Below are 22,577 nucleotides of genomic sequence, written 5' to 3'. Positions count from 1 at the left end.
CTTCCCTCTCAGCCCAGCAGGACGTCGTCGTCGCCCAGCCGCTTCAGCTCGCGGTAGAGGATGGCGAGGCCGGTGACGATCGCGACGGCGGACACGGTGGCGTCGATCAGGCGCAGCGTGTCGTGCTCGGCGCGGGCCTTCTTGATCTGCTTGGCGACACCGATCGCGCCGAACGCGGTCGTGCCCATGGACAGGTACGTGCCGGACTTCGACTTCTTGAAGCCCTTGGCCTTCGACAGTGCGTTGCTCACAGCGACGGAGCCTCCTCCAGCAGCGGGTGTCCCCACTTTTCCACGAAGGCGGCCTCGACGGCGGCGCCCACCTTGTACAGGCGGTCGTCCTGCATCGCCGGGGCGATGATCTGCAGGCCCACCGGGAGGTTGTCCTCCGGGGCGAGGCCGCAGGGCAGGGACATGGCCGCGTTGCCCGCCAGGTTGGTCGGGATGGTGCACAGGTCCGCGAGGTACATCGCCATCGGGTCGTCGGCGCGCTCGCCGATCGCGAAGGCGGTGGTCGGGGTCGTCGGCGAGACGATCACGTCGACCTGCTGGAAGGCCTTCTCGAAGTCCCGCGTGATGAGCGTGCGGACCTTCTGCGCGGAACCGTAGTAGGCGTCGTAGTAGCCGCTCGACAGGGCGTACGTGCCGAGCATGACGCGGCGCTTGACCTCCGGGCCGAAGCCCGCCTCACGGGTGAGGGAGGTGACCTCCTCGGCCGAGTGGCCGCCGTCGTCGCCGGTGCGCAGGCCGTAGCGCAGGCCGTCGAAGCGGGCGAGGTTGGAGGAGCACTCGGAGGGGGCGATCAGGTAGTACGCCGACAGGGCGAGGTCGAAGGACGGGCAGTCCAGTTCGACGATCTCGGCGCCCAGCTCCTTGAGCAGCTCGACGGACTCGTCGAAGCGCTGGATGACACCGGCCTGGTAGCCCTCGCCGCGGAACTGCTTGACGACGCCGACGCGCATGCCGGCGACGGAGCCGTTGCGGGCGGCCTCGACGACGGCCGGGACCGGGGCGTCGACGGAGGTGGAGTCGAGCGGGTCGTGCCCGGCGATCACCTCGTGCAGCAGGGCCGCGTCCAGGACCGTACGGGCGCAGGGACCGCCCTGGTCGAGCGAGGACGAGAAGGCGACCATGCCGAAGCGGGAGACCGCGCCGTACGTCGGCTTCACGCCGACCGTGCCGGTGACGGCGGCCGGCTGGCGGATGGAACCGCCGGTGTCGGTGCCGATGGCGAGGGGCGCCTGGAAGGCGGCCAGCGCGGCCGAGGAGCCACCGCCGGAGCCGCCGGGGATCTTGGTGAGGTCCCAGGGGTTGCCGGTCGGGCCGTAGGCGCTGTTCTCGGTGGAGGACCCCATGGCGAACTCGTCCATGTTGGTCTTGCCGAGGATGACGACGTCGGCGGCCTTGAGGCGCTTGGTGAGCGTCGCGTCGTACGGCGGGATCCAGCCCTCGAGGATCTTCGAGCCGACGGTCGTCGGCACGCCCTCGGTGGTGAAGATGTCCTTGAGCGCGAGCGGGACGCCGGCCAGCGGGCCGAGCTTCTCGCCGCGGGCCCGCTTCTCGTCCACGGCACGGGCCTGGGCGAGGGCGCCCTCACGGTCGACGTGCAGGAAGGCGTGCACCTTCTCGTCGACGGCGTCGATCCGGGCGAGGTGGGCCTCGGTGACCTCGACCGCCGTCAGCTCGCCGGAGGCGATCTTCTCGGCGATCTGCGCGGCCGTGAGCTTGATGATGTTGCTGTCCGTCATGGTGGTCACTCCTCCCCCAGGATCTGCGGCACCTTGAAACGCTGCTGCTCCTGGGCCGGGGCGCCGGAGAGCGCCTGCTCGGGGGTGAGCGAGGGACGGACCTCGTCCGCGCGCATGACGTTCGTCAGCGGGAGCGGGTGCGAGGTCGGCGGTACGTCTTGGTCGGCGACCTCGCTGACGCGGGCGACCGCGCCGATGATGTCGTCGAGCTGTCCCGCGAAGTGGTCGAGTTCTTCGGGCTTCAGCTCCAGACGCGCCAGCCGGGCGAGGTGGGCGACCTCCTCGCGCGTGATGCCAGGCATGCAGCGATCCTCTGGGGTGAGTGTGTTTGGTTTGGGCTCAATCCTATGGGGCGGGGCCCCGTGCCCGTGAAACGGTTTCCCGGGCCCCTGTTCCCGGCCCCCCGTCCTCACCGGCGCCGCCCGGCCCAGGCGTCACTCTTCAGGAAGTGGTTGTCGTACAGCTCCTGGACCTCCAGCAGGCTCTCCCGGGTGACCTCGCCGAGCCGGATGCGCTGGAGGTGGCGGAAGTACTCGAAGCGCTCGACGCCCGGGGTGATGACGATCAGGATGTCGGCCGGGCTGCCGGGCGCGGCGGCGAAGGCGTGCGGCCGGTCCGGCGGGACGACGATGAGGTCGCCGGGCGCGGCGCAGACCACGTCGTCACCGGAGAGGAACTCGGCGGCCCCGTCGAGCAGGAAGAACATCTCGGCGGAGTTGTGGTGCACATGCGGGACGGCACCGTCGGCGCCCTCGGCGAGGGTGACCCGGACCGTGGAGAGCGCGCCGCCGCTGGCACTGCTGTCGGCGAGCAGCTTGACGGTAGTGGGCGCCCGGCCGACGACCTCGGCCTCGGCGTCCCGGACGACCACGGTGTCGTCGAACCTGGGCACGAACAGCGACATGACACATTCCCCTTGTCCGCCAGTCAGACCGCGAAGAGCAGTCCGGCACTGATCAGCACAACGACCGCGGTGGCGAAGTGGATCCCGAACGCGACGGCTTTCGTGCCGCCGTTGCGCAGCACTGTCAGCGTGTCGCCGAGCGGCACGAGCGCCACGGCGACCATGAACCACGCCTCGGCACGCACACCGGCGAAGGCCAGCAGAACCAGGCCCAGCACCCCGAAGGTGCCGTCCCTGAGCCCCTTGATCGACAAATAGGCGCGGGCGTCACCGCGCGGGTCGGCCGGGACTCCGTAGCCGGCCGCGGCCGGGCCGGGCCGGAACAGGAACCGGTAGCCGAGGAACACGCAGAACAGGTCGAGCAGGACGGCGAGCGTGTACGCGGTGACAGTCATGCCGGACTCCTTGGGCTCTTCTTCGACGACCTCGATTGCTAGCAGCGCTAGCGGTGAGAGCGAAGCTACCAGAGCGTCGACAGAATGACTAGCGTTGCTAGAATCCAGACATGACGACCCAGACGCGCCGGGAGCGCGAACGAGCGGAACGCGAGCGGCTGATCGTGACGGCCGCCCGGGAACTGGCGGAGAGCGAGGGCTGGGACGCGGTGACCACACGCCGGCTGGCCGCCGAGATCGAGTACAGCCAGCCCGTCCTCTACAGCCACTTCAGGGGCAAGGCCGCGATCATGGCGGCGGTCGCGGTGCAGGGGTGTGCCGACCTGGCGACGGAGCTGCGACAGGCGCGGGCCTGCGTGCGGGGCACCCGGGAGGCGCTGACGGCGGTGGCGCAGACGTACACGTCCTTCGCCCGCCGCCGGCCCGCCCTCTACGACGCGATGTTCACGCACTTGGTGGACCTTCCCTTCGCGACCCCCGAGGCTCCGCCGGCGCTCAAGGACGCGTTCGAGCAGTTCCTCGTGGCGGTGGAGCCGATCGCGGCAGAGGGCGACGACCCGGGCCTGCTCGCGGAGACCTTCTGGGCGAGCCTGCACGGTCTGGCGACCCTGATGCGGAGCGGGCGGCTGCCGCAGGACGGGCATGAACGGCGCCTGGCTCTGCTGATCGGCCACTTCGCGGGGGCGGCCTGAGGAGCGCCCCCGCAAGGGGAGCGGGGAACTGCGCGACACGCCACGGCGAACGCGCACCCCGCGAATGGCGACCTGTCGGCACGGCAAAGGCCCACCACCGCCCGACCGCGTCGCACGGGCGGGCGGGAGAACTACTCGGCGGTCGGCAGCGCGGCCCGCGGCCGCTGCCATCCACGGGTGCCCCGGGCCCGCAGCCACGCCGTCGCCTCGTCCGGAGGCATCGCCGCGGCGACCAGCCACCCCTGAACGGCGTCACACCCCATGTCTCGCAGCCGCTCCCACGTCTCGTCGTCCTCCACGCCCTCGGCGACGACGAGCAGCCCCAGCGAGTGCGCCAGGTCGACGGTGCAGCGCACGATCTCCGCGTCCTCGGCATCGACGGCCAGCCGGGCCACGAAGGAACGGTCGATCTTCAGCTCGCTCACCGGCAGCCGCCGCAGGTGCACCAGCGAGGAGTAGCCGGTGCCGAAGTCGTCCAGGGACATCTTCACACCGTGCCCGGTGAGCCCTGCGAGGGTGTCCGCGGCCCGCTGCGGGTCCTCCAGCAGCACATGCTCGGTTATCTCCAGCTGCAGGGCGCCCGCGGGGACCCCGTGCCGGGCCAGCCGCGCGGCCACGGACCCGGCGAAGCCGGGCGTGTGCACATCACGCGGGGAGACATTGACGGCGACCGGGACCCTGAGCCCCTGCGCGCGCCACTTGGCGACCTGTCCGAGCGCGGTCTCCAGGACGTACTCGGTCAGATGGGGCATCAGCCCGGAGGACTCGGCGATCGCGATGAACTCGTCCGGCGGCACCTTGCCGCGCTCGGGATGCACCCAGCGCACCAGCGCCTCCAGGCCCGCGACCTGGCCGTCGAAGCGGACCTTGGGCTGGTAGTGCAGCTGCACCTCGTGCGCGTCCAGCGCCCGGCGCAGGTCGCCCAGCAGGCCGAGCCGGTCGGGGGTGTTGGAGTCCCGCTTGGACTCGTACACCTCCACGCCCGTACGGTCCCTTTTCGCCTGGTACATCGCCACATCGGCCCGGCGCAGCAGTCCTTCGGCGTCCAGGGCGTGGTCGGGGAAGACGGCGACGCCGGCGCTGGCCTCCAGGACGAGCGTGAGGCCTTCGAGGTCGAGCGGGGAGCTGAGGGCGGCGACGAGGCCGCGGGCGACACGCGTGGCCGACGTGGTGGAGTCGGCGACGGGGAGTAACACGGCGAACTCGTCGCCGCCCAGCCGCGCGGCCTCCGCTCCGCGCGGCAGGGCGAGCCGCAGCCGGTCGGCTATCTGGAGCAGCAGCCGGTCACCGGCGAGATGACCGAGGGTGTCGTTCACCGACCGGAAACGGTCGAGGTCGATCAGCATGAGGGCGGAGCGGGCGCCGATGCGTTCGGCGTCGTCGAGGGCGGTCCAGATCCGCTCCAGCAGCCACTGCCGGTTGGGCAGCCCGGTCAGCGGGTCGCGCAACTGCTCCTCGGCGCGCGCACGGGCCATCCACAGCGTGGAGTCGAGGGCGATGAGCGGGATGGCGAACAGCGGCAGCAGGATCGGCTGGGCGTCGGCGACGACACACAGCAGGGGTGCGATGCCGAGCAACGCGACGGCGACCAGGCCCTGTCTGATCAGGGCGGCACGGTCGACGGCGGGCAGCTTGCCGTCGCGCGGGGTGTGCAGGTACCACAACAGGCCGCGGCTGACCGCGAGGTAGGCGGCGGCGACCATGACGACCTCGGGGGCGGTGGCGAAGCTCCAGCTCCCGGGCCGCCAGGGCGTCTCGACGCTCGGGACGCGACCGCACGCGCCGAGCAGCAGGGCGCCGGTGGCGATGCCGAGGATGTCCACCGCGCCGTGCAGGACGCCCTGCCGCCAGCGGTGACGCCGGGCGATACCGACCAGGACGACGACGGTGAGGCTGACCATGCCGGCCGGCACCCAGCCGTACAGCAGCAGGACGGCCAGGGTCAGGGCGGCGCCGGAGCCGGTACCGCCCCACCAGCGGGCGCGGCCCAGCATGACGAGGTGGCCGACGATGACGCCGGTGAGCAGGGCCAGGGACCAGCCGACGGCGCCGCCCGGGAAGAGGGCGTGGTGGCCGGTGAAGGCGCGGTAGAAGCCGACGCCCAGGACGAATCCGGCCGCGGCCACGACGGCCGCGGGCAGCGCGGGCCAGGACAGATGCCGGTCGGCGTCCGAATCGGTGCCGGCGCCGGTCAGGCCGCGGGCGGGCTCGATGGCGGCCAGGGGTATCGGCGGATGGGCCTCGGCGACGGTGCCCGGTCCGGCCGGGCGGGCCCGGCCTGATGCGCGCCCTGCGCCCCGTCCCGTCCACCGGGTCCCCCGCCAGGCACCCGCGCGACGGCGCAGGCGCAGCCGTGAGTCCGGGGCGACGCTCTTGGTCGGTTCCATTCCCGTCCCTCTCACACCCGGCGGTGCCCACGCCACGCGGCCCGATGTCCCGTACTCACCAGCGGCTCCGCGTTGAAGAAACGTTCCCCGCACCTTGAGAGCGCACGGAGATGCCCCGACCGCAGCTGGGCACGGCAGGCGCACACCTCAACAGTAGGCCGCGGAAGGCTTCCACGGGCACCGGTCGTCAACGGTTGCCCGAATGCGCCCGGGCCACCCGTATGCATCTGATATGCGCCGATCGGGTGGCCTTCAACCGCTACTCCTCGGTCGGAAGCGCGACTTCGGCCGCGGCGTCCGGGCCCTGCTCCAAGAGGACTCCGAAACCGTCCTCGTTCAGGACCGGAACCTTCAATTGCATGGCCTTGTCGTACTTTGATCCGGGATTGTCACCCACAACGACGAACGACGTCTTCTTCGACACCGATCCGGTCACCTTCGCTCCCCGGCTCTGCAGCGCGTCCTTGGCGCCGTCCCGGGTGAACTTCTCCAACGTGCCGGTGACCACGACGGTGAGCCCCTCCAGCGGGCGCGGACCCTCGTCGTCGCCGGTCGACACGTCCTCGAGCGGGACCCCGGCGGCCTTCCACTTACGGACGATCTCGCGGTGCCACTCCTCGGCGAACCATTCCTTGAGCGCGGTGGCGATGATCGGGCCGACGCCGTCGGTGGTCGCCAGCTCCTCCTCGGTGGCCTGTTCGATGCGGTCGATGGAGCGGAACTCGCGGGCGAGGGCCTGTGCGGCCACCGGTCCGACGTGCCGGATGGACAGTCCGTTGAGGAATCTCGCCAGCGGGCGCTGCTTGGCCGCCTCGATGTTCTCCAGCAGGGCGAGGGTGTTCTTCTTCGGCTCGCCCTTCTGGTTCGCGAAGACCGTGGCGACCTTCTCCTCGCCCGTCCTGGGGTCCCTCTTGGGCAGACCACTGTCCGGGTCGAGGACGTAGGCCTTGATGGGCAGCAGCTTCTCCACCGTCAGGTCGAACAGGTCACCCTCGTCCACCAGCGGCGGGTCGGTCGGCTCCAGCGGACGGGTGAGCGCGGCGGCGGCCACCGCGCCGAAGCCCTCGATGTCCAGGCACTCGCGGCCCGCGAGGTAGGACACGCGCTCGCGCAACTGGGCCGGGCAGGTACGGGCGTTGGGGCAGCGCAGGTCGATGTCGCCCTCTTTCATGGGCCGCAGCGGCGTGCCGCACTCGGGGCACTGCGCCGGCATCACGAACTCCCGCTCGCTGCCGTCCCGCAGGTCGACCACCGGCCCGAGGATCTCCGGGATGACGTCACCGGCCTTGCGGATGACGACCGTGTCCCCGATGAGCACGCCCTTGGCCTTGACGACCTCCTGGTTGTGCAGGGTGGCGAACTCGACCTCGCTGCCCGCGACCGTGACCGGCTCGACCTGCGCGTACGGTGTGACGCGGCCGGTGCGGCCGACGCCCACCTTGATGTCGACGAGCTTGGTGTTGACCTCCTCCGGCGCGTACTTGTACGCGATCGCCCAGCGCGGTGCCCGCGCGGTGGAGCCGAGGCGGCCCTGGAGGCGGATCTCGTCCAGCTTGATGACCGCACCGTCGATCTCGTGCTCCACGGAGTGGCGCATCTCGCCGTCGTAGTGGGCGATGAACTGCCGTACGCCGTCGAGGTCGTCGACCACCCGGTTGTGCGTGGAGGTGGGCAGGCCCCAGGTCTTGAGCAGGTCGTACGCCTGGGAGAGCCGGGTCATGCCGGTGAAGCCCTCCAGGGCGCCGATGCCGTGGACCACCATGTGCAGCGGGCGGGTGGCGGTGACCCGCGGGTCCTTCTGGCGCAGTGAACCGGCGGCGGCGTTGCGCGGGTTGGCGAACGGCTTGTCTCCGGCCGCGACCAGGCGTTCGTTCAGCTCGAGGAACTTCTCCATCGGGAAGTAGACCTCGCCGCGGATCTCCACCAGGTCGGGGACCTCGTCGCCGTGCAGACGGTCCGGGATCTCGGCGATCGTACGGACGTTGGGCGTGATGTCCTCGCCGGTGCGGCCGTCGCCGCGGGTCGCCGCGCGGGTGAGCCGGCCGTGCTCGTAGGTGAGGTTGACCGCGAGGCCGTCGACCTTCAGCTCGCACAGGAAGTGGTACTCCTGGTCGCCCAGTTCGCGTGCGATGCGGTCGGCCCAGGCGGCCAGTTCCTCGTCGTTGAAGGTGTTGTCGAGCGAGAGCATGCGCTGGCGGTGCTCGACCGCCGTGAAGTCCGTGGCGTACGACCCCGCGACCTTCTGGGTCGGCGAGTCCGGGGTGCGCAGCTCCGGGTACTGCTCCTCCAGGGCCTCCAGAGTCTTGAGGAGCTTGTCGAACTCGGCGTCGCTGATGACGGGAGCGTCCTTCACGTAGTACCGGAAGCGGTGCTCCTCGATCTGCTCAGCGAGCTGCGCGTGCTTCTCCCGTGCCTCGGCGGGCACTGCCGTCTCCGCCTGCTGCTTGTCGCCGGCCACCGTGTTGTCCTCCCGTTACTCTGGGTTGTCCGCGAGGGATCTCGCCGCCCGGACGCAGTGGGCGAGCGCCTGGCGTGCGTAGGCGGGGGAAGCGCCCGCCAGACCGCACGCCGGGGTGAGGGTGACCGCCTCCGTGAGCAACCCCGGATGCAGCCCCAGCCTGCGCCACAGCGTCCTGACACCCATGACGCTACCGGCAGGGTCTGACAATGGGCCGTCCGTGCCCGGCACGACACCGGCGAACAGGCGCGTGCCGCCCTCGACGGCCTCGCCGATCGCGTCGTCGTCACGCTCGGTGAGAAGCGAGAAGTCGAAGGAGACGGCCGCTGCGCCGGCCCGGCGCAGCAGGGCGAACGGCACGTCGGGGGCGCAGGAGTGGACGGCCACGGGTCCACCGCCGTGTACGGCGATGACGTCCCGCAGCGTGGACTCCACGACCTGCCGGTCCACGGCGCGGTGGGTGCGGTACCCGCTGGCCGTACGGACGTGGCCGCGCAGGACGGCGCTGAGCGAGGGCTCGTCGAGCTGGAGGACGAGGCGGGCGCCGGGAATGCGGCGCCGTACCTCGGCGAGGTGGAGCCGGAGGCCCTCGGCGAGGGAGGCGGCGAGGTCGCGGCAGGCGCCGGGGTCGGAGAGGGCCGCCTCGCCGTTCTTCAGCTCCAGGGCGGCGGCGAGCGTCCAGGGCCCGACGGCCTGCACCTTGAGATCGCCCTCGTATCCCTGGGTGAACTCCTCCAGGGCGTCCAGGTCCTCGACCAGCCAGGAGCGGGCGCGCTTGGTGTCGCGGCCCGGCCGGTCGCCGATCCGCCAGCCGCTGGGCTCCACGCGCGCGTACAGCTCGACGAGCAGGCCGGCGCTGCGGCCGATCATGTCTGCGCCGGGGCCGCGGGCGGGCAGCTCGGCGAGGTGCGGGAAGTCCTCGAAGCTGCCGGTCACTGTCTTGGCCGCTTCCCTGGCGTCCCCGCCGGGCATGGATCCGACGCCGGTGGCCGCCGGGAACCTGAACTGGTTGCTCTCACTCACTCCGGCAGGGTATGCCGTGGGCGCCCGGGTGGCTCCGCCCCCGGTCCCCGGCCCATGCCCACCCGTCCCCCGAAACCGTCGGGCGAACCCGGACCTCGGCACTCCGCTGCCCGAACGGCCGGTCGTGGACGGGGTCTTCGACCCGGCGGCCCTGACGGAACTGCGCGCGCACCGCCGCCGGGGGGTTCACCGGTACGGGCGGCCTCCACGGCGGCGGCATTTCCCGGGAGCGCGCCCAGGATCAGCGCCGCCTCGCTGCGTGACCGGGCTCGCGTCGGCCGGGCCCGGATCGTGGCGCCGTCCGTGCCGTCGGCGCTCAGCGCCCCGGCCGCACCGTCAGGTCGTTGACCTCGGCGTCCGCAGGCAGGTCCAGAGCCATGAGGATCGTGGTCGCGACCGACTCGGGGTCGATCCACTGTCCGGCGTCGTAGTCCTTGCCCTCCTGCTGGTGGACCTTGGCCTGCATGGGGCTTGCGGTGCGCCCGGGGTAGACCGAGGTGACCCGGACACCGCCCGCGTGCTCCTCCTGGCGCAGCGAGTCCGCCAGGGCCTTCAGGCCGTGCTTCGAGGCGGCGTACGCGGACCAGTTGGCGTGCGCGCTGAGACCCGCACCGGAGTTGACGAAGATCACATGTCCGCGGGCCGCGCGCAGCTGGGGCAGGAAGTGCCGGGTCAGCTCGGCGGGGGCGATCAGGTTGACGTTGAGCTGGTGGTGCCAGGACTTGGGGGTCAGCTCGCCGACCCCGCCGAGGTCGACGACTCCGGCGATGTGGAGCAGGCAGTCCACGCGGTCCGGGAGGGTCTGGTGCGAGAACGCCCAGGAGAGCCGGTCCGGGTCCGCCAGGTCGCCCACGAGGGTGCGGGCGCCGGGGAACTCGGCCGCCAGCTCCTTCGCGCGGCCCGCGTCCCGCGCATGCAGGACGAGTTCGTCCCCGCGCGCGTGCAGACGACGGGCGACGGCGGCGCCGATGCCGGAACCGGCGCCGGTGATCACATGAGTAGCCATGCCCGCCATGCTCGCATCAGCGGTGGCCCAGTGACTCCTCCAGGTAGGCCAGCGCGCCGACCGGCTCCTGGGCGAAGAACACCAGCTCGGACAGCGGGCGCGGCAGGAAACCCTCGACCTCCATGCGGCGGAACTGCTGCTCGAGGCCGTCGTAGAAGCCCGCGGTGTTCAGCAGGACGACCGGCTTGTCGGTGCGGCCGTGCTTCTTCAGCTCCAGGATCTCGGTCGCCTCGTCCAGCGTGCCGGTGCCGCCCACCATGATCACCACGGCGTCGGCCTTGTCCAGCAGCAGCTTCTTGCGCTCGGCGAGGTCCGCGGCGATCACCATCTCGTCGGCGCCGGGCCGGGCCTTGCTCGCGAGGAACTCCACGGACACGCCCAGCAGCCTGCCGCCCGCCTCGTGCACCCCGTCGGCGACGACCTTCATCAGCCCGACGTTGGAGCCGCCCCAGACCAGTGTGTGACCGGCCTTGCCGATCAGTTCCGCGAACTCGCGCGCGGGGCGTGTGTACCGCTCGTCGAGGTCGGCGGCGGACAGGAAGACGCAGATGTTCATGGCGCCCACCGTACGCGGGAAGAACCGGGCGCCTTCCGGTGCTCTCCTCATATGGCCGAAGGACACACGATCACCATCGACAAGAGTGAGCAGCACGTGCGCGTGATGCACGGCGACCAGGTGCTCGCGGAGACCGACCGTCCCCTGCTGCTGCGCGAGACGGGCTGCCCGGTGCGGTACTACATCCCCGCCGAGGACGTCCGTCTCGACCTGCTGACCCCCTCCGGGACCCACAGCGTCTGCCCGTTCAAGGGCACGGCGTCGTACTGGTCGCTGCCGGACGCACCGGACCTGGTCTGGGGGTATCCGGACCCGAAGCCGGGCGTCGCGGAGATCAAGGACCACTTCTGCTTCTACGAGGTGGAAGTGTCGTGATCTCGCGCGGCACCGACGTGTCGTGAGCGATGAGTCCATGCCGGTACGGCAGTCTGCACCGGCATGGACAAGAAGACGACTTCCCGCGACGGCACCGCGCTGGCGTACGCGATGACCGGCCGGGGGCCCACGGTGATCCTGGTGTGCGGCGCGATGTCCACCGGGGGCACCATGGCGCCCCTGGCCGAACGGCTCGCGGAGCGCTGCACGGCCGTCGTCTACGACCGCCGGGGCCGCGGCGCGAGCGGTGACACGGCGCCCTACGCGGTCGCGCGCGAGGTCGAGGACCTGGCGACGCTGCTCGACGCCGTGGGCGGCGACGCGGCGGTGTTCGGGGTGTCCTCGGGCGGTGCGCTCGTGCTCGAGGCGGTGGCGAGCGGGCTGCCGGTGCGCCGGGCGGCCGTGTACGAGGTCCCGTACGCCGACGCCCTCGAGGGCGGGGCCGAACGGGAGGCCGTGTACAAGGAACGGCTGACCGAGGCTCTCTCCGCGGGCCGGCGCGGGGACGCGGTGGAGCTGTTCCTGCGACTGACCGGACTCGGCGAGGAGGTCATCCGCGGCGCCCGCCAGTCACCGATGTGGGCCGGCATGGAGGCGGTCGCGCCCAGCCTGGCCCACGACGACACGGTCATGGGCGACGGGCTGCTCCCCCGGGACCGGCTCACGACGATCTCCGTGCCGGTGCTGTCGGTCGCGGGCGGGGCGAGCCCCCGGTGGATGCGCGACGCGGCCCGCGCGGTCGCCGACTTCGTGCCCGAGGGCACCTACCGGGTCCTGGAGGGGCAGACCCACATGGTGGAGCCGGAGGTGCTGGGGCCGGTGCTGGCGGACTACTTCACGGCCCGGCCGTAATCCTCCGACCGGCGTGGTCCCGCCCGGCCATACTCCTGCCCGGGCGCAGCCCTTGCGGGCCGTGTCCTGCGCGGGCGTGGTCCCGGAGAGCTACAGCGCGGCCGTCGTCGCGCGCGTGGTCGTCGCGATCGTCGCCGAGCCCACCACACGGGTGCCGTCGTACAGGACGATCGCCTGGCCGGGGGCGACGCCTCGGACCGGCTCGGTGAAGGTCACCCGCAGCTCGCCGTCGGCCGGCTCCGCGGTGACCTCGGTCTCGCCGCCGTGGGCGCGCAGCTGGGCGGTGTAGGTGCCGGGGCCGGAGGGGGCGGTACCGCACCAGCGGGGCTTGATCGCGGTCAGGGCGGTGACGTCCAGCGCGGTGGCCGGGCCGACGGTGACCGTGTTGTCGACCGGGGAGATGTCGAGGACGTAGCGCGGCTTGCCGTCGGGGGCGGGCGTGCCGATCCTGAGCCCCTTGCGCTGGCCGATGGTGAAGCCGTACGCACCCTCGTGCGTGCCCAGCCTGGTGCCGGACTCGTCGACGATGTCGCCCTCGGCCTTGCCGAGCCGCCCGGCGAGGAAGCCCTGGGTGTCGCCGTCGGCGATGAAGCAGATGTCGTGCGAGTCGGGCTTCTTGGCGACCGCCAGGCCCCGGCGCTCGGCCTCCGCGCGGATCTCCTCCTTGGTGGTGACCGTGTCGCCGAGCGGGAACATCGCGTGGGCGAGCTGCTTGTCGTCCAGGACACCCAGGACGTACGACTGGTCCTTCGCCATGTCGGAGGCGCGGTGCAGCTCGCGGGAGCCGTCCGCGCGCACGATCACCTTGGCGTAGTGGCCGGTGCAGACCGCGTCGAAGCCGAGGGCCAGTGCCTTGTCGAGCAGCGCGGCGAACTTGATCTTCTCGTTGCAGCGCAGGCACGGATTGGGGGTACGGCCGGCCTCGTACTCGGCGATGAAGTCCTCGACCACGTCCTCGCGGAAACGGTCGGCGAGGTCCCAGACGTAGAAGGGGATGCCGATGACGTCGGCCGCGCGGCGGGCGTCGCGCGAGTCCTCGATGGTGCAACAGCCCCGCGCACCGGTGCGGAAGGACTGCGGGTTCGCGGAGAGCGCGAGGTGGACGCCGGTGACGTCGTGGCCGGCCTCCGCGGCGCGCGCGGCGGCTACGGCGGAGTCGACTCCGCCGGACATGGCGGCGAGGATGCGGAGGGGGCGCTGCGGGGTCTCAGTCATAGCGTTTCCAGGGTACGGGGCCGCGTCAGGACACGGGCGCAAAAAAAATCATGATTTGACCGGTTCCGTGTCGGAAAGAACGTCCTATTCTGGTATCAGACCTACGAGACGAGTGAGGGAGTCCAAGCGGAGTAGCCGACTTCAGCGAGAGAGAAAGGATCTCCCTTCACCGAGAGGTACGAGATCTCCGCTGGTGCCGACGTCGACGCTCGGGCTGAGAGGCCAGAAGGTCGCAAGGACTGGACCGGAAGGCGACCCCCAGCTACCTGATCCGGACAATACCGGCGAAGGGAACCCGCCTCGTAGGTCGCTTCGTGTCTCAGCTCAGGCCCGCGGCGCGCGCGCGTTCCACCGCCGGGCCGATCGCCTTCGCGACCGCCTGCACGTCCGCCTCGGTGGAGGTGTGGCCGAGGGAGAAGCGCAGGGTGCCCCGGGCCAGCTCCGGATCGGTGCCGGTGGCGAGCAGCACATGGCTGGGCTGGGCGACGCCCGCGGTGCAGGCGGAGCCGGTGGAGCACTCGATGCCCTGGGCGTCCAGCAGGAGCAGCAGGGAGTCGCCCTCGCAGCCGGGGAAGGTGAAGTGCGCGTTGGCCGGCAGGCGCCCCTCGGGTGCCGGGTCGCCACCGAGGAGGGCGTCGGGTACGGCACGGCGCACGGCGGCGGTCAACTGGTCGCGCAGCGCGCCGATATCGCGGGCGAACTCCTCGCGCCGCTCGGTGGCGAGCCGGCCGGCGACGGCGAAGGACGCGATGACGGGGACGTCGAGGGTGCCGGAGCGCACGTGGCGCTCCTGGCCGCCGCCGTGCAGCACGGGGACGGGGGTGTACTCGCGGCCGAGCAGCAGCGCACCGACGCCGTACGGGCCGCCGATCTTATGGCCGGAAACGGTCATCGCGGCGAGGCCGGAGTCGGCGAAGCCGACCGGGACCTGCCCGAAGGCCTGGACCGCGTCGGCGTGCATCGGGATGCCGAACTCTGCGGCCACGTCGGCGAGTTCGCGGACCGGCAGGATGGTGCCGATCTCGTTGTTGGCCCACATCACCGTGACCAGGGCGACGTCGTCGGGGTTGCGGGCGACGGCCTCGCGCAGGGCGTCGGGGTGGACCCGGCCGTAGGAGTCGACGGGGAGGTACTCGACCTTGGCGCCCTCGTGTTCACCGAGCCAGTGGACGGCGTCGAGGACGGCGTGGTGCTCGACGGGGCTGGCCAGTACCCGGGTGCGGGCCGGGTCGGCGGCGCGGCGGGACCAGTACAGGCCCTTGACGGCGAGGTTGTCGGCCTCGGTGCCGCCCGAGGTGAAGACGACCTCGCTGGGGCGGGCGCCCAGCGCTTCCGCGAGGGTTTCGCGGGACTCCTCGACCGTACGGCGGGCGCGGCGGCCGGATGCGTGGAGGGAGGAGGCGTTGCCCGTCATGCTCAGCTGGGCGGTCAGTGCCTCTGCCGCCTCCGGGAGCATCGGGGTGGTCGCGGCGTGGTCGAGGTAAGCCATGGTGTGCCCGATTCTACGGGCCCCCTGTACGTGGCCATGGCCCCGGATGCGCCTTCTGCACGCAGCGGGCCGCCGGTCACAGGCTCCAGGAAATCGTGTGGCTCAGCTGCATCGACAGCACCAGGACCGCCAGGTCCGCGACGCCGAGGGTGAGGCCCAGCCAGGCACGGCCGCGGCGGGTGGTGCCGCGCCAGAGGGAGACCGCGGCCAGGACGATGGCGATCGGGCCGAGGAAGATGTTGAGGACGAGCAGGCCCAGCAGACCGAGGATGAACGACGCCACGGCCATGCCGTCGGCGTCGCGCGGACCCTGACGGGTGTCGGTGCCGCTGGTGACCGGTGCGGTGAGGTGCATGGTGCTCAGCTCCAGGGAAGTAGTGGCGGACGGTCAGTTGGCCTGGGTGCGGCGTCGGCGGCCGAGGCGCTCGCGGATCGCGAAGACGGCGAGCCAGACGGCGATGACGGCGGCGATGAGTGCGGTGACGGTCAGCGGCGCGTGGGCGACGGTGCCCAGCACGACTCCGAGCAGCATGAGCGCGGCGACGAGGAACAACATGGGATCAGATCCCCCCTCCGGGATACCTCGTGTCGGCCCGGGTGTGGGCCGTTGTGAAGTTTGGGTGAACAGTTGTAGTAACACTTGTTCACTGACTTTGAGTCTAGCGCGTCCCACGGCTTTTCAATTCCAGAGAACAGTTGTTAACTGGATGACATGAGTCACACCCTCGGCATCCGGCAGGCGCAGAAGCAGAAGACCCGTCAGGCGTTCCTCGACGCCGCGCTCGCACTGCTGGAGGAGCAGAGCCTGAGCAGCCTGGGTCTGCGCGAGGTCACCCGGGCCGTGGGCGTCGCCCCGACCGCCTTCTACCGGCACTTCCGCTCCACCGCCGACCTCGGCGTGGCGCTGGTCGACGAGGCCCTGGGCAGCCTGCACCCGATGGTGCGCACGACGGTGTCCACGGCGGGCGGCAGCGAGGAACGCATCACGCGCGCCATCGAGTTGATCTCCCATCACGTGGACACCCATCCCGCCCACGTCCGCTTCGTCGCGCGCGAGCGGCACGGCGGGGTGCAGCCGGTACGGGAGGCCATCCGCGACCAGCTCGCGCGGTTCGCCGAGGAGGTGAAGGCGGAGCTGGCCAAGGACCCGGAGGCCGAGGGCTGGGACGACGACGACCTGCTGATGCTCGCGCACCTCTACGTCGACCAGATGCTCATCACCGCCTCCCTGTTCCTGGAGGCGCAGGAGGCTCCGGCCGAGGAGCGGGAGCGCGTCACCCAGCTCGCCAGGCGGCAGCTGCGGCTCATCACCGTCGGCCGCAGCCACTGGCTCGACTGAACCGCGTACGGACGACGGCACGGGCGGCACGCACCGGGCGTGCCGCCCCTGCCGTCCGCCTCGCTGCTCCGTCGGCTCCTCTCGGGGACCGGCGCGTGCAGGTGTCCCGCGGTCCGGCCGGTCCGGGCGGTGCCGGACCAGGCCCTCTGCCGCGGTGTCGTGCGGGCGGGTGTGTGCGGATGCCCGGTGGCCGGCTGGGCCGGGAGGCCGGGGCGGACCCGGCGGCGGGCGGCGCGGCGGCTGCGGCGGACCGGGTGGTGGCGGGGCGGGCGGAACCGCTGCGGCCGGGCCAAGGGCCGGGCCCCGCAGAACCGACCGTGCGGCAGACGGTCGTACGCAGACCGATCAGCCCGGCCCGGCTCCCGCCGACCCACCCGGCAGCCGCACAGCCCCACGCCGCCCGAGCCGCCGGGTGTCCACGGCCGCTTCCCGCGCAGGAGCGGGCAGGCCGTGGCGGCCGGGGCCGGGGCCTGTCAGGGCAGTCTCACCCGGGCGAGTTGGCGGGACTGGGCGACCAGGCGGTCTTCGGTGTCCCAGATCTCGGCGTCCTCCTCGAGGAAGCCGCCGGCCAGGTTGCGGGTGGTGATGGAGACCCGCAGCGGGCCGGGGGCCGGGCGGTGGCGGACGTGGACGGTGAGTTCCACCGTGGGGACCCAGCCCTTGAGGCCGATCTCGAAGGCGGTGGGCGGCAGGGCGTCCACCGCCAGCAGGAGCGAGAGGGGGTCCGCGTCACGGCCGTCCGCGAGGCCGAACCAGGCGCGCATCTCGCCCTTGCCGGAGGGCGCGCCGAGCGCCCAGCCCACGGTCGACGGGTCCAGCCTGAGCATCAGCCGGCCGGCGATCGCCGAGACGCCGTCGACCGGGGAGGGGTCGTCCTGCGGGCCGAAGCACCGGTCCAGCGGCGGGATCGGCGGCGGGGTCGCCGTCGTGCGGACGTCGTCGGGGAGGTCTGCCAGGTCGCCGTAGGACGCGAGGACGCGGATGCGTTCCACCTCGTTGCCCTCGTCGTCGTACTGGTGGAGCGAGGCCTGGCCGGTGGAGAGGGTGCGGCCGGTGCGGACCTGCTCGGTGCGGATCACCGCGGGGCCCGGCCGGGACGCGGTCAGGTAGTGCGCGGAGATGGTGAAGGGGTCCGGGTGCGGCAGCGTGTCCGCGAGGGCCCGGCCGAGCACGGCCAGCAGGTACCCGCCGTTGACGGCGCCGAGGATGGTCCAGCCGGCCGAGAGGTCGAGGTCGTAGACGCCGGGCTCGCGCCGCGTGACCGCGGTGTCGCGGTCGAACTCGCTGTCGCCGATCACGGCCCGCGACGGAGGTCCCCCCGCTCGAGCGAAGCCGAGAGCGGAGGAGGGTGCGGAAGCTGCTTCTGGCATGAGTGAACGGTACAACAGGAAACTACTAAGCGGTAGCTTTTTGCTTGCGACCCTTCCGGTTACCCTCTCAGGACGCCCACCGGGTAGGCTGCGGATCGGCCTCCCGGGTGAGGTTCCGGCAATTTCTAGGTAAGTGTCCCGACACGTCCACAACCTAGAACCCTCGATTCCCCTCTATGGGGACATGAGCCTCACCGGGACTCCGTTCCTCTACACGACCATCGTGCTGGCCGTGGTCGCATTGATACTGCCGCTCGCCCTGTGGTCGCGGGTGCGCGGGCCCAAGGCCCTGCGCACCGTGGCCCGGGTGCTGATGCTGTTCTTCGCCCAGGGCACCGCCATCACTCTGGTCTTCGTGTTGGTCAACAACTCCAACAACCTCTACGACAACTGGGCCGACCTGCTCGGCACGGGCAACCACGTGCAGCAGGCCGCGAACCTCGGCGCCGACGGCACCGGCGGTATCGCCTACAAGCGGCTGCCCAAGGTGCCGCAGAAGTTCACCCAGGCCGACGGTCCCGGCATGCACGCGGCAGGCGGAGTCAAGGTCACCCAGCTCAAGGGCCGGGTGTCGGGCGTGAACGCGGAGGTCTACGTCTGGCTGCCCCCGCAGTACAACGAGCCGGCGTACAAGAACAAGAAGTTCCCGGTCGTCGAGCTACTGTCGGGCTACCCGGGCTCGGCGAAGGCCTGGTTCGGCTCCCTGAAGGTGCACGAGCAGCTCGAGCCGCTCATGAGGAGCGGCCAGGTCGCCCCGTTCATCCTGGTGTCCCCGCGCACGAACCTGATCGCCAAGATCGACACGGGGTGCGCCAACATCCCCGGCACCGTGAACGCGGACACCTGGCTGAGCATCGACGTGCCGAAGATGATCACGGACAACTTCCGCGCGGAGTCGGCGCCCGACGGCTGGGCCGCGGCCGGCTACTCGGCCGGCGCCCACTGCGCGGCCAAGCTCGCCGTCGCGCACCCCGACCGCTACCGGGCCGCCATCAGCCTCTCCGGCTACAACGACCCGATCGGCGAGCGCAACTCGCTGGCCGCGGGGAGCATCGAGCTGCGCCGGGCCAACAACCCCTACTACATACTGAAGAACTCCCACACCCCGCCCAAGGTCGCGCTGTACGTCTCCGGTGAGAACGGCGACGGCTACCAGGCCGGTGTGGCACTGGAACAGATCGCGAAGCCGCCGACGACCGTGCGGGTGGTGTTCCTGCCGCGCAGCGCGGGCGGGCACTCGATGGCGCTGTGGAGGCCGCAGGTGCCGACGGTGTTCGAGTGGCTGACCCTGCAGATGACGGGACACGGCAGCACCGCCCGGCACACCCACACGCCCACCCCGCTCACTCCTCTGTCACCGTCGACCGGCGGTTCCACGCGCGCGGAGCTCGCCAGTGGAAGCGCATCGCGAGCAGGCGGAGCGCGAAAGCCGTGACCACCGCGAGCCCGCTCGTGAACGGAGTCAGGGCGTGGTAACGGATGCACAGCACCACCATCGTGGCGCCGACGATCGCTGGGACCGCATACAGATCGCGGTCCCAGCGCAGCAGTGACGGCACCTCGTTGGCGAGCACGTCCCGCAGCACGCCGCCGCCCACGGCGGTCGCGAGGCCCAGCGTCGCCGACGCGGTCAGGCCGAGGCCGTGGCTGTACGCCTTTGTCGTACCGCTGACACAGAACAGACCGAGGCCGGCCGCGTCGAAGACGAGCACCGCCGACTGGATCCGCTCCACGTGCGGATGCAGGAAGAAGACGACGAGCGCGGCGGCCAGCGGGGTGACGAAGTACCCGAGGTCGGTGAAGGCGGCCGGGGGTACGGCCCCGATGACCAGGTCGCGGAACAGCCCCCCACCCAGCGCGGTCACCTCGGCGAGGACGGCGATGCCGAACACGTCGAAGTTCTTCCGGACGGCCAGCAGCGCGCCGGAGATCGCGAACACGAAGATGCCGATGACGTCGAGCGTGTGCTGGACGGACGGGGCGAAGAGAGGCTGAAGCACCCCACATTCTTACTCGGCGGCGGTGGCCCGCCCTGCCTGGCAAGGCGGGCCACCGCCGCCGAGTGCTGCCGGCCCCCGCCCTCCGGGTCGGGGGCCGCCCCTGGTGCACGAATTCGCCGACTGGTCACTCGGCCGTTCATTCGGGGGCGCTACGCATACATTCGGCGCGGAATTCGGACGGATCGCCCACCATACGAGTTGCGCCACCGAGCGATCAGAACAAGACACTCGATAACCGATTGACAGCAAAGGGTGATGGACATCACGCTTTAAATCGGACCAAATGGCGCGCTTCGCACTTAGGAAACCCTTGCCAGGGCCATCTCGATTGAGTAACTTTCAACCAGGGAGAACCTGGAGGCGGCCATCAATCGGAACCAGCCCGTAACAAAAATTACACATTCACCTCCCGATCCCGTAGAACACGCGTTACTGCAGGCGCGTAATCTGATCGATTCGGCCGTTATTGAATTCCGTTCGCTGCCCGCGTCGCGCTTCGTCGAACTGTCCGCCGACCGGCGGCAGGAAGCCCGCGGCGACACCATGACGGAGCTGACCGCCCAGGCCCGGCGCACCGTGCTGATCTCGCTGTCCGGCCAGAGCGAGCAGCTCGCGGCCGTGCGCTCCGTGCTGGGTGACCTCAGAGCCCGGGGCACGGCCGGCCCCGGCGGGGTCACCGTGCGCGTCCTCGGGCCCGCCGCCGCACTGCGCGAGCTGCCGGCCTGGGCGGACGACGTGACGGAACTGCGGGTGACCGGCCGTCCGCTCGCCGAGTCCCTGGTGACGGACGGCACCGAGGCGCTGACCCATGCACCGGGTGACGCCGCGGGTGACCTGCTGGTCCGGGACCGGGCCGCGGTCCGCGTGCTGACCTCGCTGTTCATGGCCGCCTGGGAGGCCTCGCTGCCCTGGTCGGAGTGGTTGCGGCTGGACGCCTATCTCACCAGCGACACCGCGCGCGGGGTTCTGGACCGGTTGAGAGCAGGCGTCACGGACGCGATCGCGGCCCACGAACTGGGCCTTTCCTTGCGCACGTACCGTCGGCACGTCGCCAGAATCCTGGAGTGTCTGGGAGTCAGTTCCCGCTTTTCCGGTGGTACCCGAGCAGCCGAATTGAAGCTGTTTGACATGCCTTGAAAGGAATCGACGTGTTGCCGACCACGGAAGTTCTGGAGCAGGATCTGCTCAAGGTCCGGGGCCTGGTGGAATCAATGGCCGCACAACGGCGCAACCAGACGGCGAACGACTCCCTCGTCACCCAGCTCTCACTGAACCCCGAATCCCTGGAAGAAGCGGCACAAAACCTTATGTCGCAGGCTTCGGAAACCCTCTGTCTCATCATCGGCGAGCGCTCGGAGACGGCCACCGCGGTCATCTCCGCCTTTCGCCGTATCGCCCCCGTACTGGCCCCACAGGTCACGGTACGGGCGCTCGTCCCACCCGTCACCCGGACCCGGGAAGCGCTCGCCGCGCTGTTTCCGGAAAGGGCACAAGTGCGTCTCGCCATGCTCTCGGGTCTGACCGCGGTCGTCTCCGACGCGAAAACGACCCTGGTGTCGAACACCCCGGGCGATCCCTCACTGATACACAACTCGTCCGTCGCGACCAACCTGCGCGCGCTCTTCGACACCGTCTGGCCCACCGCGCAGGTGCTGGACCAGCACCTGCGCCTCAGAGAGCAGAGCCATGCCGAGGAACTGCGCCGCGTCCTCGGCTGCTTGCAGGAAGGGCTCATCGACGACGTCGCGGCCAGGAAGGTGTCCATGTCCGTGCGCACCTACCGCCGCCACGTCGCCGACCTCATGGCCCTGCTGGGCACCAGCTCCCGGTTCCAGGCCGGTGCCAGGGCCGTCGAGACGGGCCTGCTGCCACGGCGGTCGACGCGCGTAGCGGCCAGGCCCGTCCCGGCGGACATCGTCAGCCGCGTATCTCCAGAGTGCAGCACTTGACGCTGCCGCCGCCCTTGAGCAGCTCGGACAGGTCGAGGCCGAGCGGCTCGAAGCCCCGCTCCCGCAGCCGGCCGCTCAGGTTCTGGGCGGCCTCGGGAAGCACCACGTGCCGGCCGTCGCTGACGGCGTTGAGTCCGAAGACCCCGGCGTCCTCGGGCCCGACCAGCAGGGCGTCCGGGAACAGCCGGCGCAGCACCTCCCGGCTGCCCGGCGTGAACGCCTCGGGGTTGTACATGATCTCGTCGCCGTCCAGCACGGCCAGCGCGGTGTCGAGGTGGTAGTAGCGCGGATCGGTCAGTTCCAGGCCGATGACCGGGCGGCCGAAGAACTCCTGTGCCTCCCGGTGGCCCTCGGCGGTGCTGCGAAAGCCCCGGCCGGCCAGGATCCAGCTGCCGGTGACGAGGAAGTCGCCCTCCCCCTCGTTGATGTGCTCGGGGTCGTGGGTCTCGCCGAAGCCGTGGGACCGGAACCACTCCAGATAGGCCGGACCCTCGGCGGCGCGCTCCGCGTTGCGGAACCGGGCGCCCAGCACCTTGCCGTCCACCACGGTGGCGCCGTTGGCCGCGTACACCATGTCGGGCAGGCCGGGCAGCGGGTCGATGAGGTCGACGGTGTGACCGAGTTCGCGGTACAGGGCGTACAGCGCCTCCCACTGGGCGACGGCCAGCTCGGCGTCGACCGGCTTGGTGGGATCCATCCAGGGGTTGATGGAGTACGTCACCTCGAAGTGGACGGGTCGGCACATGAGGTAGCGGCGGGGACGGAAGGTGCGCTCAGGGGTGGCGGGCGCGGTCGTGGACGTCATGTCGCTCCTGTTTCG

Annotated in this window: 24 protein-coding genes; 7 read left to right on the top strand and 17 right to left on the bottom strand. The window is 71.1% G+C overall.

Annotated features, from left to right (window positions below; genetic code table 11):
- Positions 1-8: 8 nt before the first annotated feature.
- The 5 genes from GQF42_RS30195 to GQF42_RS30175 form a co-directional block, all read right to left on the bottom strand.
- Positions 9-251, bottom strand: coding sequence for a hypothetical protein (locus tag GQF42_RS30195; protein WP_158925082.1), 243 nt, complete (start codon positions 249-251; stop codon positions 9-11).
- Positions 248-1,747: an Asp-tRNA(Asn)/Glu-tRNA(Gln) amidotransferase subunit GatA gene (gene gatA, locus GQF42_RS30190; RefSeq protein WP_158925080.1), complete on the bottom strand. Its 1,500-nt coding sequence runs from the start codon at positions 1,745-1,747 to the stop codon at positions 248-250. The genes GQF42_RS30195 and gatA overlap by 4 nt, the downstream gene beginning before the upstream one ends.
- 5 nt (positions 1,748-1,752) lie before the next feature.
- Entirely contained in the window at positions 1,753-2,049 is a 297-nt protein-coding gene (gatC, locus tag GQF42_RS30185) for an Asp-tRNA(Asn)/Glu-tRNA(Gln) amidotransferase subunit GatC (RefSeq protein ID WP_006130840.1), read from the bottom strand.
- Between the two features lie 107 nt (positions 2,050-2,156).
- Positions 2,157-2,651, bottom strand: a complete 495-nt coding sequence (locus GQF42_RS30180) for a cupin domain-containing protein (RefSeq protein WP_158925078.1) — start codon at positions 2,649-2,651, stop codon at positions 2,157-2,159.
- 23 nt (positions 2,652-2,674) lie between these two features.
- The gene (locus GQF42_RS30175) at positions 2,675-3,046 is read right to left on the bottom strand and encodes a DUF4267 domain-containing protein (protein WP_158925076.1); all 372 of its coding nucleotides are present in this window, start codon (positions 3,044-3,046) and stop codon (positions 2,675-2,677) included.
- A gap of 110 nt (positions 3,047-3,156) precedes the next feature.
- Between GQF42_RS30175 and GQF42_RS30170 the strand changes: the two genes are divergently transcribed.
- Positions 3,157-3,738: a TetR/AcrR family transcriptional regulator gene (locus GQF42_RS30170; RefSeq protein WP_158925074.1), complete on the top strand. Its 582-nt coding sequence runs from the start codon at positions 3,157-3,159 to the stop codon at positions 3,736-3,738.
- Positions 3,739-3,869: 131 nt separating this feature from the next.
- On the opposite strand, the gene GQF42_RS30165 is transcribed toward GQF42_RS30170, so the two are convergent.
- From GQF42_RS30165 to GQF42_RS30145, 5 genes are all read right to left on the bottom strand, one after another.
- Entirely contained in the window at positions 3,870-6,125 is a 2,256-nt protein-coding gene (locus GQF42_RS30165; protein ID WP_158925072.1) for a putative bifunctional diguanylate cyclase/phosphodiesterase, read from the bottom strand.
- A gap of 259 nt (positions 6,126-6,384) precedes the next feature.
- Positions 6,385-8,583, bottom strand: coding sequence for an NAD-dependent DNA ligase LigA (gene ligA / locus GQF42_RS30160; RefSeq protein ID WP_158925070.1), 2,199 nt, complete (start codon positions 8,581-8,583; stop codon positions 6,385-6,387).
- 15 nt (positions 8,584-8,598) lie between these two features.
- A complete protein-coding gene (locus GQF42_RS30155) occupies positions 8,599-9,606 on the bottom strand; it encodes a methionine synthase (protein ID WP_158925068.1) in 1,008 nt (335 codons plus the stop codon).
- 316 nt (positions 9,607-9,922) lie between these two features.
- Entirely contained in the window at positions 9,923-10,621 is a 699-nt protein-coding gene (locus tag GQF42_RS30150) for an SDR family oxidoreductase (protein WP_158925066.1), read from the bottom strand.
- A gap of 7 nt (positions 10,622-10,628) precedes the next feature.
- A complete protein-coding gene (locus GQF42_RS30145; protein ID WP_199272853.1) occupies positions 10,629-11,168 on the bottom strand; it encodes an LOG family protein in 540 nt (179 codons plus the stop codon).
- A 51-nt stretch (positions 11,169-11,219) separates the two neighbouring features.
- Between GQF42_RS30145 and GQF42_RS30140 the strand changes: the two genes are divergently transcribed.
- Together GQF42_RS30140 and GQF42_RS30135 are read left to right on the top strand one after the other, a co-directional pair.
- Positions 11,220-11,543 (top strand): DUF427 domain-containing protein, encoded by a 324-nt coding sequence (locus GQF42_RS30140; protein ID WP_158925064.1) that lies wholly within the window; start codon positions 11,220-11,222, stop codon positions 11,541-11,543.
- A 63-nt stretch (positions 11,544-11,606) separates the two neighbouring features.
- On the top strand, positions 11,607-12,395 hold the full coding sequence (locus tag GQF42_RS30135) for an alpha/beta fold hydrolase (protein WP_158925062.1): 789 nt from the start codon (positions 11,607-11,609) through the stop codon (positions 12,393-12,395).
- A 90-nt stretch (positions 12,396-12,485) separates the two neighbouring features.
- On the opposite strand, the gene mnmA is transcribed toward GQF42_RS30135, so the two are convergent.
- The 4 genes from mnmA to GQF42_RS45060 all read right to left on the bottom strand — a co-directional run bounded on the left by mnmA (position 12,486) and on the right by GQF42_RS45060 (position 15,655).
- A complete protein-coding gene (gene mnmA / locus GQF42_RS30130; protein ID WP_158925060.1) occupies positions 12,486-13,610 on the bottom strand; it encodes a tRNA 2-thiouridine(34) synthase MnmA in 1,125 nt (374 codons plus the stop codon).
- Positions 13,611-13,929: 319 nt separating this feature from the next.
- A complete protein-coding gene (locus GQF42_RS30125; protein ID WP_158925058.1) occupies positions 13,930-15,099 on the bottom strand; it encodes a cysteine desulfurase family protein in 1,170 nt (389 codons plus the stop codon).
- Positions 15,100-15,175: 76 nt separating this feature from the next.
- The gene (locus GQF42_RS30120) at positions 15,176-15,454 is read right to left on the bottom strand and encodes a DUF4190 domain-containing protein (RefSeq protein ID WP_158925056.1); all 279 of its coding nucleotides are present in this window, start codon (positions 15,452-15,454) and stop codon (positions 15,176-15,178) included.
- 33 nt (positions 15,455-15,487) lie between these two features.
- On the bottom strand, positions 15,488-15,655 hold the full coding sequence (locus tag GQF42_RS45060) for a hypothetical protein (protein ID WP_199272852.1): 168 nt from the start codon (positions 15,653-15,655) through the stop codon (positions 15,488-15,490).
- Between the two features lie 156 nt (positions 15,656-15,811).
- Here GQF42_RS45060 and GQF42_RS30115 point away from each other — a divergent pair, with 156 nt between their 5' ends.
- Complete coding sequence (locus GQF42_RS30115) at positions 15,812-16,438, top strand: TetR family transcriptional regulator (protein ID WP_158925054.1); 627 nt, start codon at positions 15,812-15,814, stop codon at positions 16,436-16,438.
- Positions 16,439-16,911: 473 nt separating this feature from the next.
- Here GQF42_RS30115 and GQF42_RS30110 read toward each other — a convergent pair whose 3' ends face one another.
- Entirely contained in the window at positions 16,912-17,808 is an 897-nt protein-coding gene (locus GQF42_RS30110; protein ID WP_158925052.1) for a thioesterase family protein, read from the bottom strand.
- A gap of 184 nt (positions 17,809-17,992) precedes the next feature.
- On the opposite strand from GQF42_RS30110, the gene GQF42_RS30105 reads away from it, so the two are divergent.
- Complete coding sequence (locus GQF42_RS30105) at positions 17,993-19,243, top strand: alpha/beta hydrolase (protein ID WP_158925050.1); 1,251 nt, start codon at positions 17,993-17,995, stop codon at positions 19,241-19,243.
- Here GQF42_RS30105 and GQF42_RS30100 read toward each other — a convergent pair.
- The gene (locus GQF42_RS30100) at positions 19,152-19,808 is read right to left on the bottom strand and encodes a trimeric intracellular cation channel family protein (protein ID WP_158925048.1); all 657 of its coding nucleotides are present in this window, start codon (positions 19,806-19,808) and stop codon (positions 19,152-19,154) included. The genes GQF42_RS30105 and GQF42_RS30100 overlap by 92 nt on opposite strands.
- Before the next feature lie 543 nt (positions 19,809-20,351).
- Between GQF42_RS30100 and GQF42_RS30095 the strand changes: the two genes are divergently transcribed.
- The gene (locus GQF42_RS30095) at positions 20,352-20,945 is read left to right on the top strand and encodes a helix-turn-helix domain-containing protein (protein ID WP_158925046.1); all 594 of its coding nucleotides are present in this window, start codon (positions 20,352-20,354) and stop codon (positions 20,943-20,945) included.
- A gap of 11 nt (positions 20,946-20,956) precedes the next feature.
- The gene (locus GQF42_RS30090) at positions 20,957-21,757 is read left to right on the top strand and encodes a helix-turn-helix domain-containing protein (RefSeq protein WP_158925044.1); all 801 of its coding nucleotides are present in this window, start codon (positions 20,957-20,959) and stop codon (positions 21,755-21,757) included.
- On the opposite strand, the gene ddaH is transcribed toward GQF42_RS30090, so the two are convergent.
- Positions 21,726-22,562, bottom strand: a complete 837-nt coding sequence (ddaH, locus tag GQF42_RS30085) for a dimethylargininase (RefSeq protein ID WP_199272851.1) — start codon at positions 22,560-22,562, stop codon at positions 21,726-21,728. The genes GQF42_RS30090 and ddaH overlap by 32 nt on opposite strands.
- Between the last annotated feature and the right edge of the window lie 15 nt (positions 22,563-22,577).

The sequence above is a fragment of the Streptomyces broussonetiae genome, from assembly GCF_009796285.1.
Classification (GTDB): Bacteria; Actinomycetota; Actinomycetes; order Streptomycetales; family Streptomycetaceae; genus Streptomyces; species Streptomyces broussonetiae.
Note: the sequence above shows the minus strand (reverse complement) of the source record. Positions and strands in the feature narration are given on the sequence as shown.

What these genes read in the sequence shown, in the direction of transcription:
- GQF42_RS30125 (WP_158925058.1), bottom strand. Translation starts at nt 15,099, where the DNA reads ATGGCTTACCTCGACCACGCCGCGACCACCCCGATGCTCCCGGAGGCG.
- mnmA (WP_158925060.1), bottom strand. Translation starts at nt 13,610, where the DNA reads ATGACTGAGACCCCGCAGCGCCCCCTCCGCATCCTCGCCGCCATGTCC.
- GQF42_RS30105 (WP_158925050.1), top strand. Translation starts at nt 17,993, where the DNA reads ATGAGCCTCACCGGGACTCCGTTCCTCTACACGACCATCGTGCTGGCC.
- GQF42_RS30150 (WP_158925066.1), bottom strand. Translation starts at nt 10,621, where the DNA reads ATGGCGGGCATGGCTACTCATGTGATCACCGGCGCCGGTTCCGGCATC.
- GQF42_RS30135 (WP_158925062.1), top strand. Translation starts at nt 11,607, where the DNA reads ATGGACAAGAAGACGACTTCCCGCGACGGCACCGCGCTGGCGTACGCG.
- ddaH (WP_199272851.1), bottom strand. Translation starts at nt 22,562, where the DNA reads ATGACGTCCACGACCGCGCCCGCCACCCCTGAGCGCACCTTCCGTCCC.
- GQF42_RS30115 (WP_158925054.1), top strand. Translation starts at nt 15,812, where the DNA reads ATGAGTCACACCCTCGGCATCCGGCAGGCGCAGAAGCAGAAGACCCGT.
- GQF42_RS30180 (WP_158925078.1), bottom strand. Translation starts at nt 2,651, where the DNA reads ATGTCGCTGTTCGTGCCCAGGTTCGACGACACCGTGGTCGTCCGGGAC.
- GQF42_RS30110 (WP_158925052.1), bottom strand. Translation starts at nt 17,808, where the DNA reads ATGCCAGAAGCAGCTTCCGCACCCTCCTCCGCTCTCGGCTTCGCTCGA.
- GQF42_RS30140 (WP_158925064.1), top strand. Translation starts at nt 11,220, where the DNA reads ATGGCCGAAGGACACACGATCACCATCGACAAGAGTGAGCAGCACGTG.
- GQF42_RS30175 (WP_158925076.1), bottom strand. Translation starts at nt 3,046, where the DNA reads ATGACTGTCACCGCGTACACGCTCGCCGTCCTGCTCGACCTGTTCTGC.
- GQF42_RS30145 (WP_199272853.1), bottom strand. Translation starts at nt 11,168, where the DNA reads ATGAACATCTGCGTCTTCCTGTCCGCCGCCGACCTCGACGAGCGGTAC.
- gatA (WP_158925080.1), bottom strand. Translation starts at nt 1,747, where the DNA reads ATGACGGACAGCAACATCATCAAGCTCACGGCCGCGCAGATCGCCGAG.
- GQF42_RS30120 (WP_158925056.1), bottom strand. Translation starts at nt 15,454, where the DNA reads ATGCACCTCACCGCACCGGTCACCAGCGGCACCGACACCCGTCAGGGT.
- GQF42_RS30170 (WP_158925074.1), top strand. Translation starts at nt 3,157, where the DNA reads ATGACGACCCAGACGCGCCGGGAGCGCGAACGAGCGGAACGCGAGCGG.
- GQF42_RS30095 (WP_158925046.1), top strand. Translation starts at nt 20,352, where the DNA reads ATGACGGAGCTGACCGCCCAGGCCCGGCGCACCGTGCTGATCTCGCTG.
- GQF42_RS30165 (WP_158925072.1), bottom strand. Translation starts at nt 6,125, where the DNA reads ATGGAACCGACCAAGAGCGTCGCCCCGGACTCACGGCTGCGCCTGCGC.
- gatC (WP_006130840.1), bottom strand. Translation starts at nt 2,049, where the DNA reads ATGCCTGGCATCACGCGCGAGGAGGTCGCCCACCTCGCCCGGCTGGCG.
- GQF42_RS45060 (WP_199272852.1), bottom strand. Translation starts at nt 15,655, where the DNA reads ATGTTGTTCCTCGTCGCCGCGCTCATGCTGCTCGGAGTCGTGCTGGGC.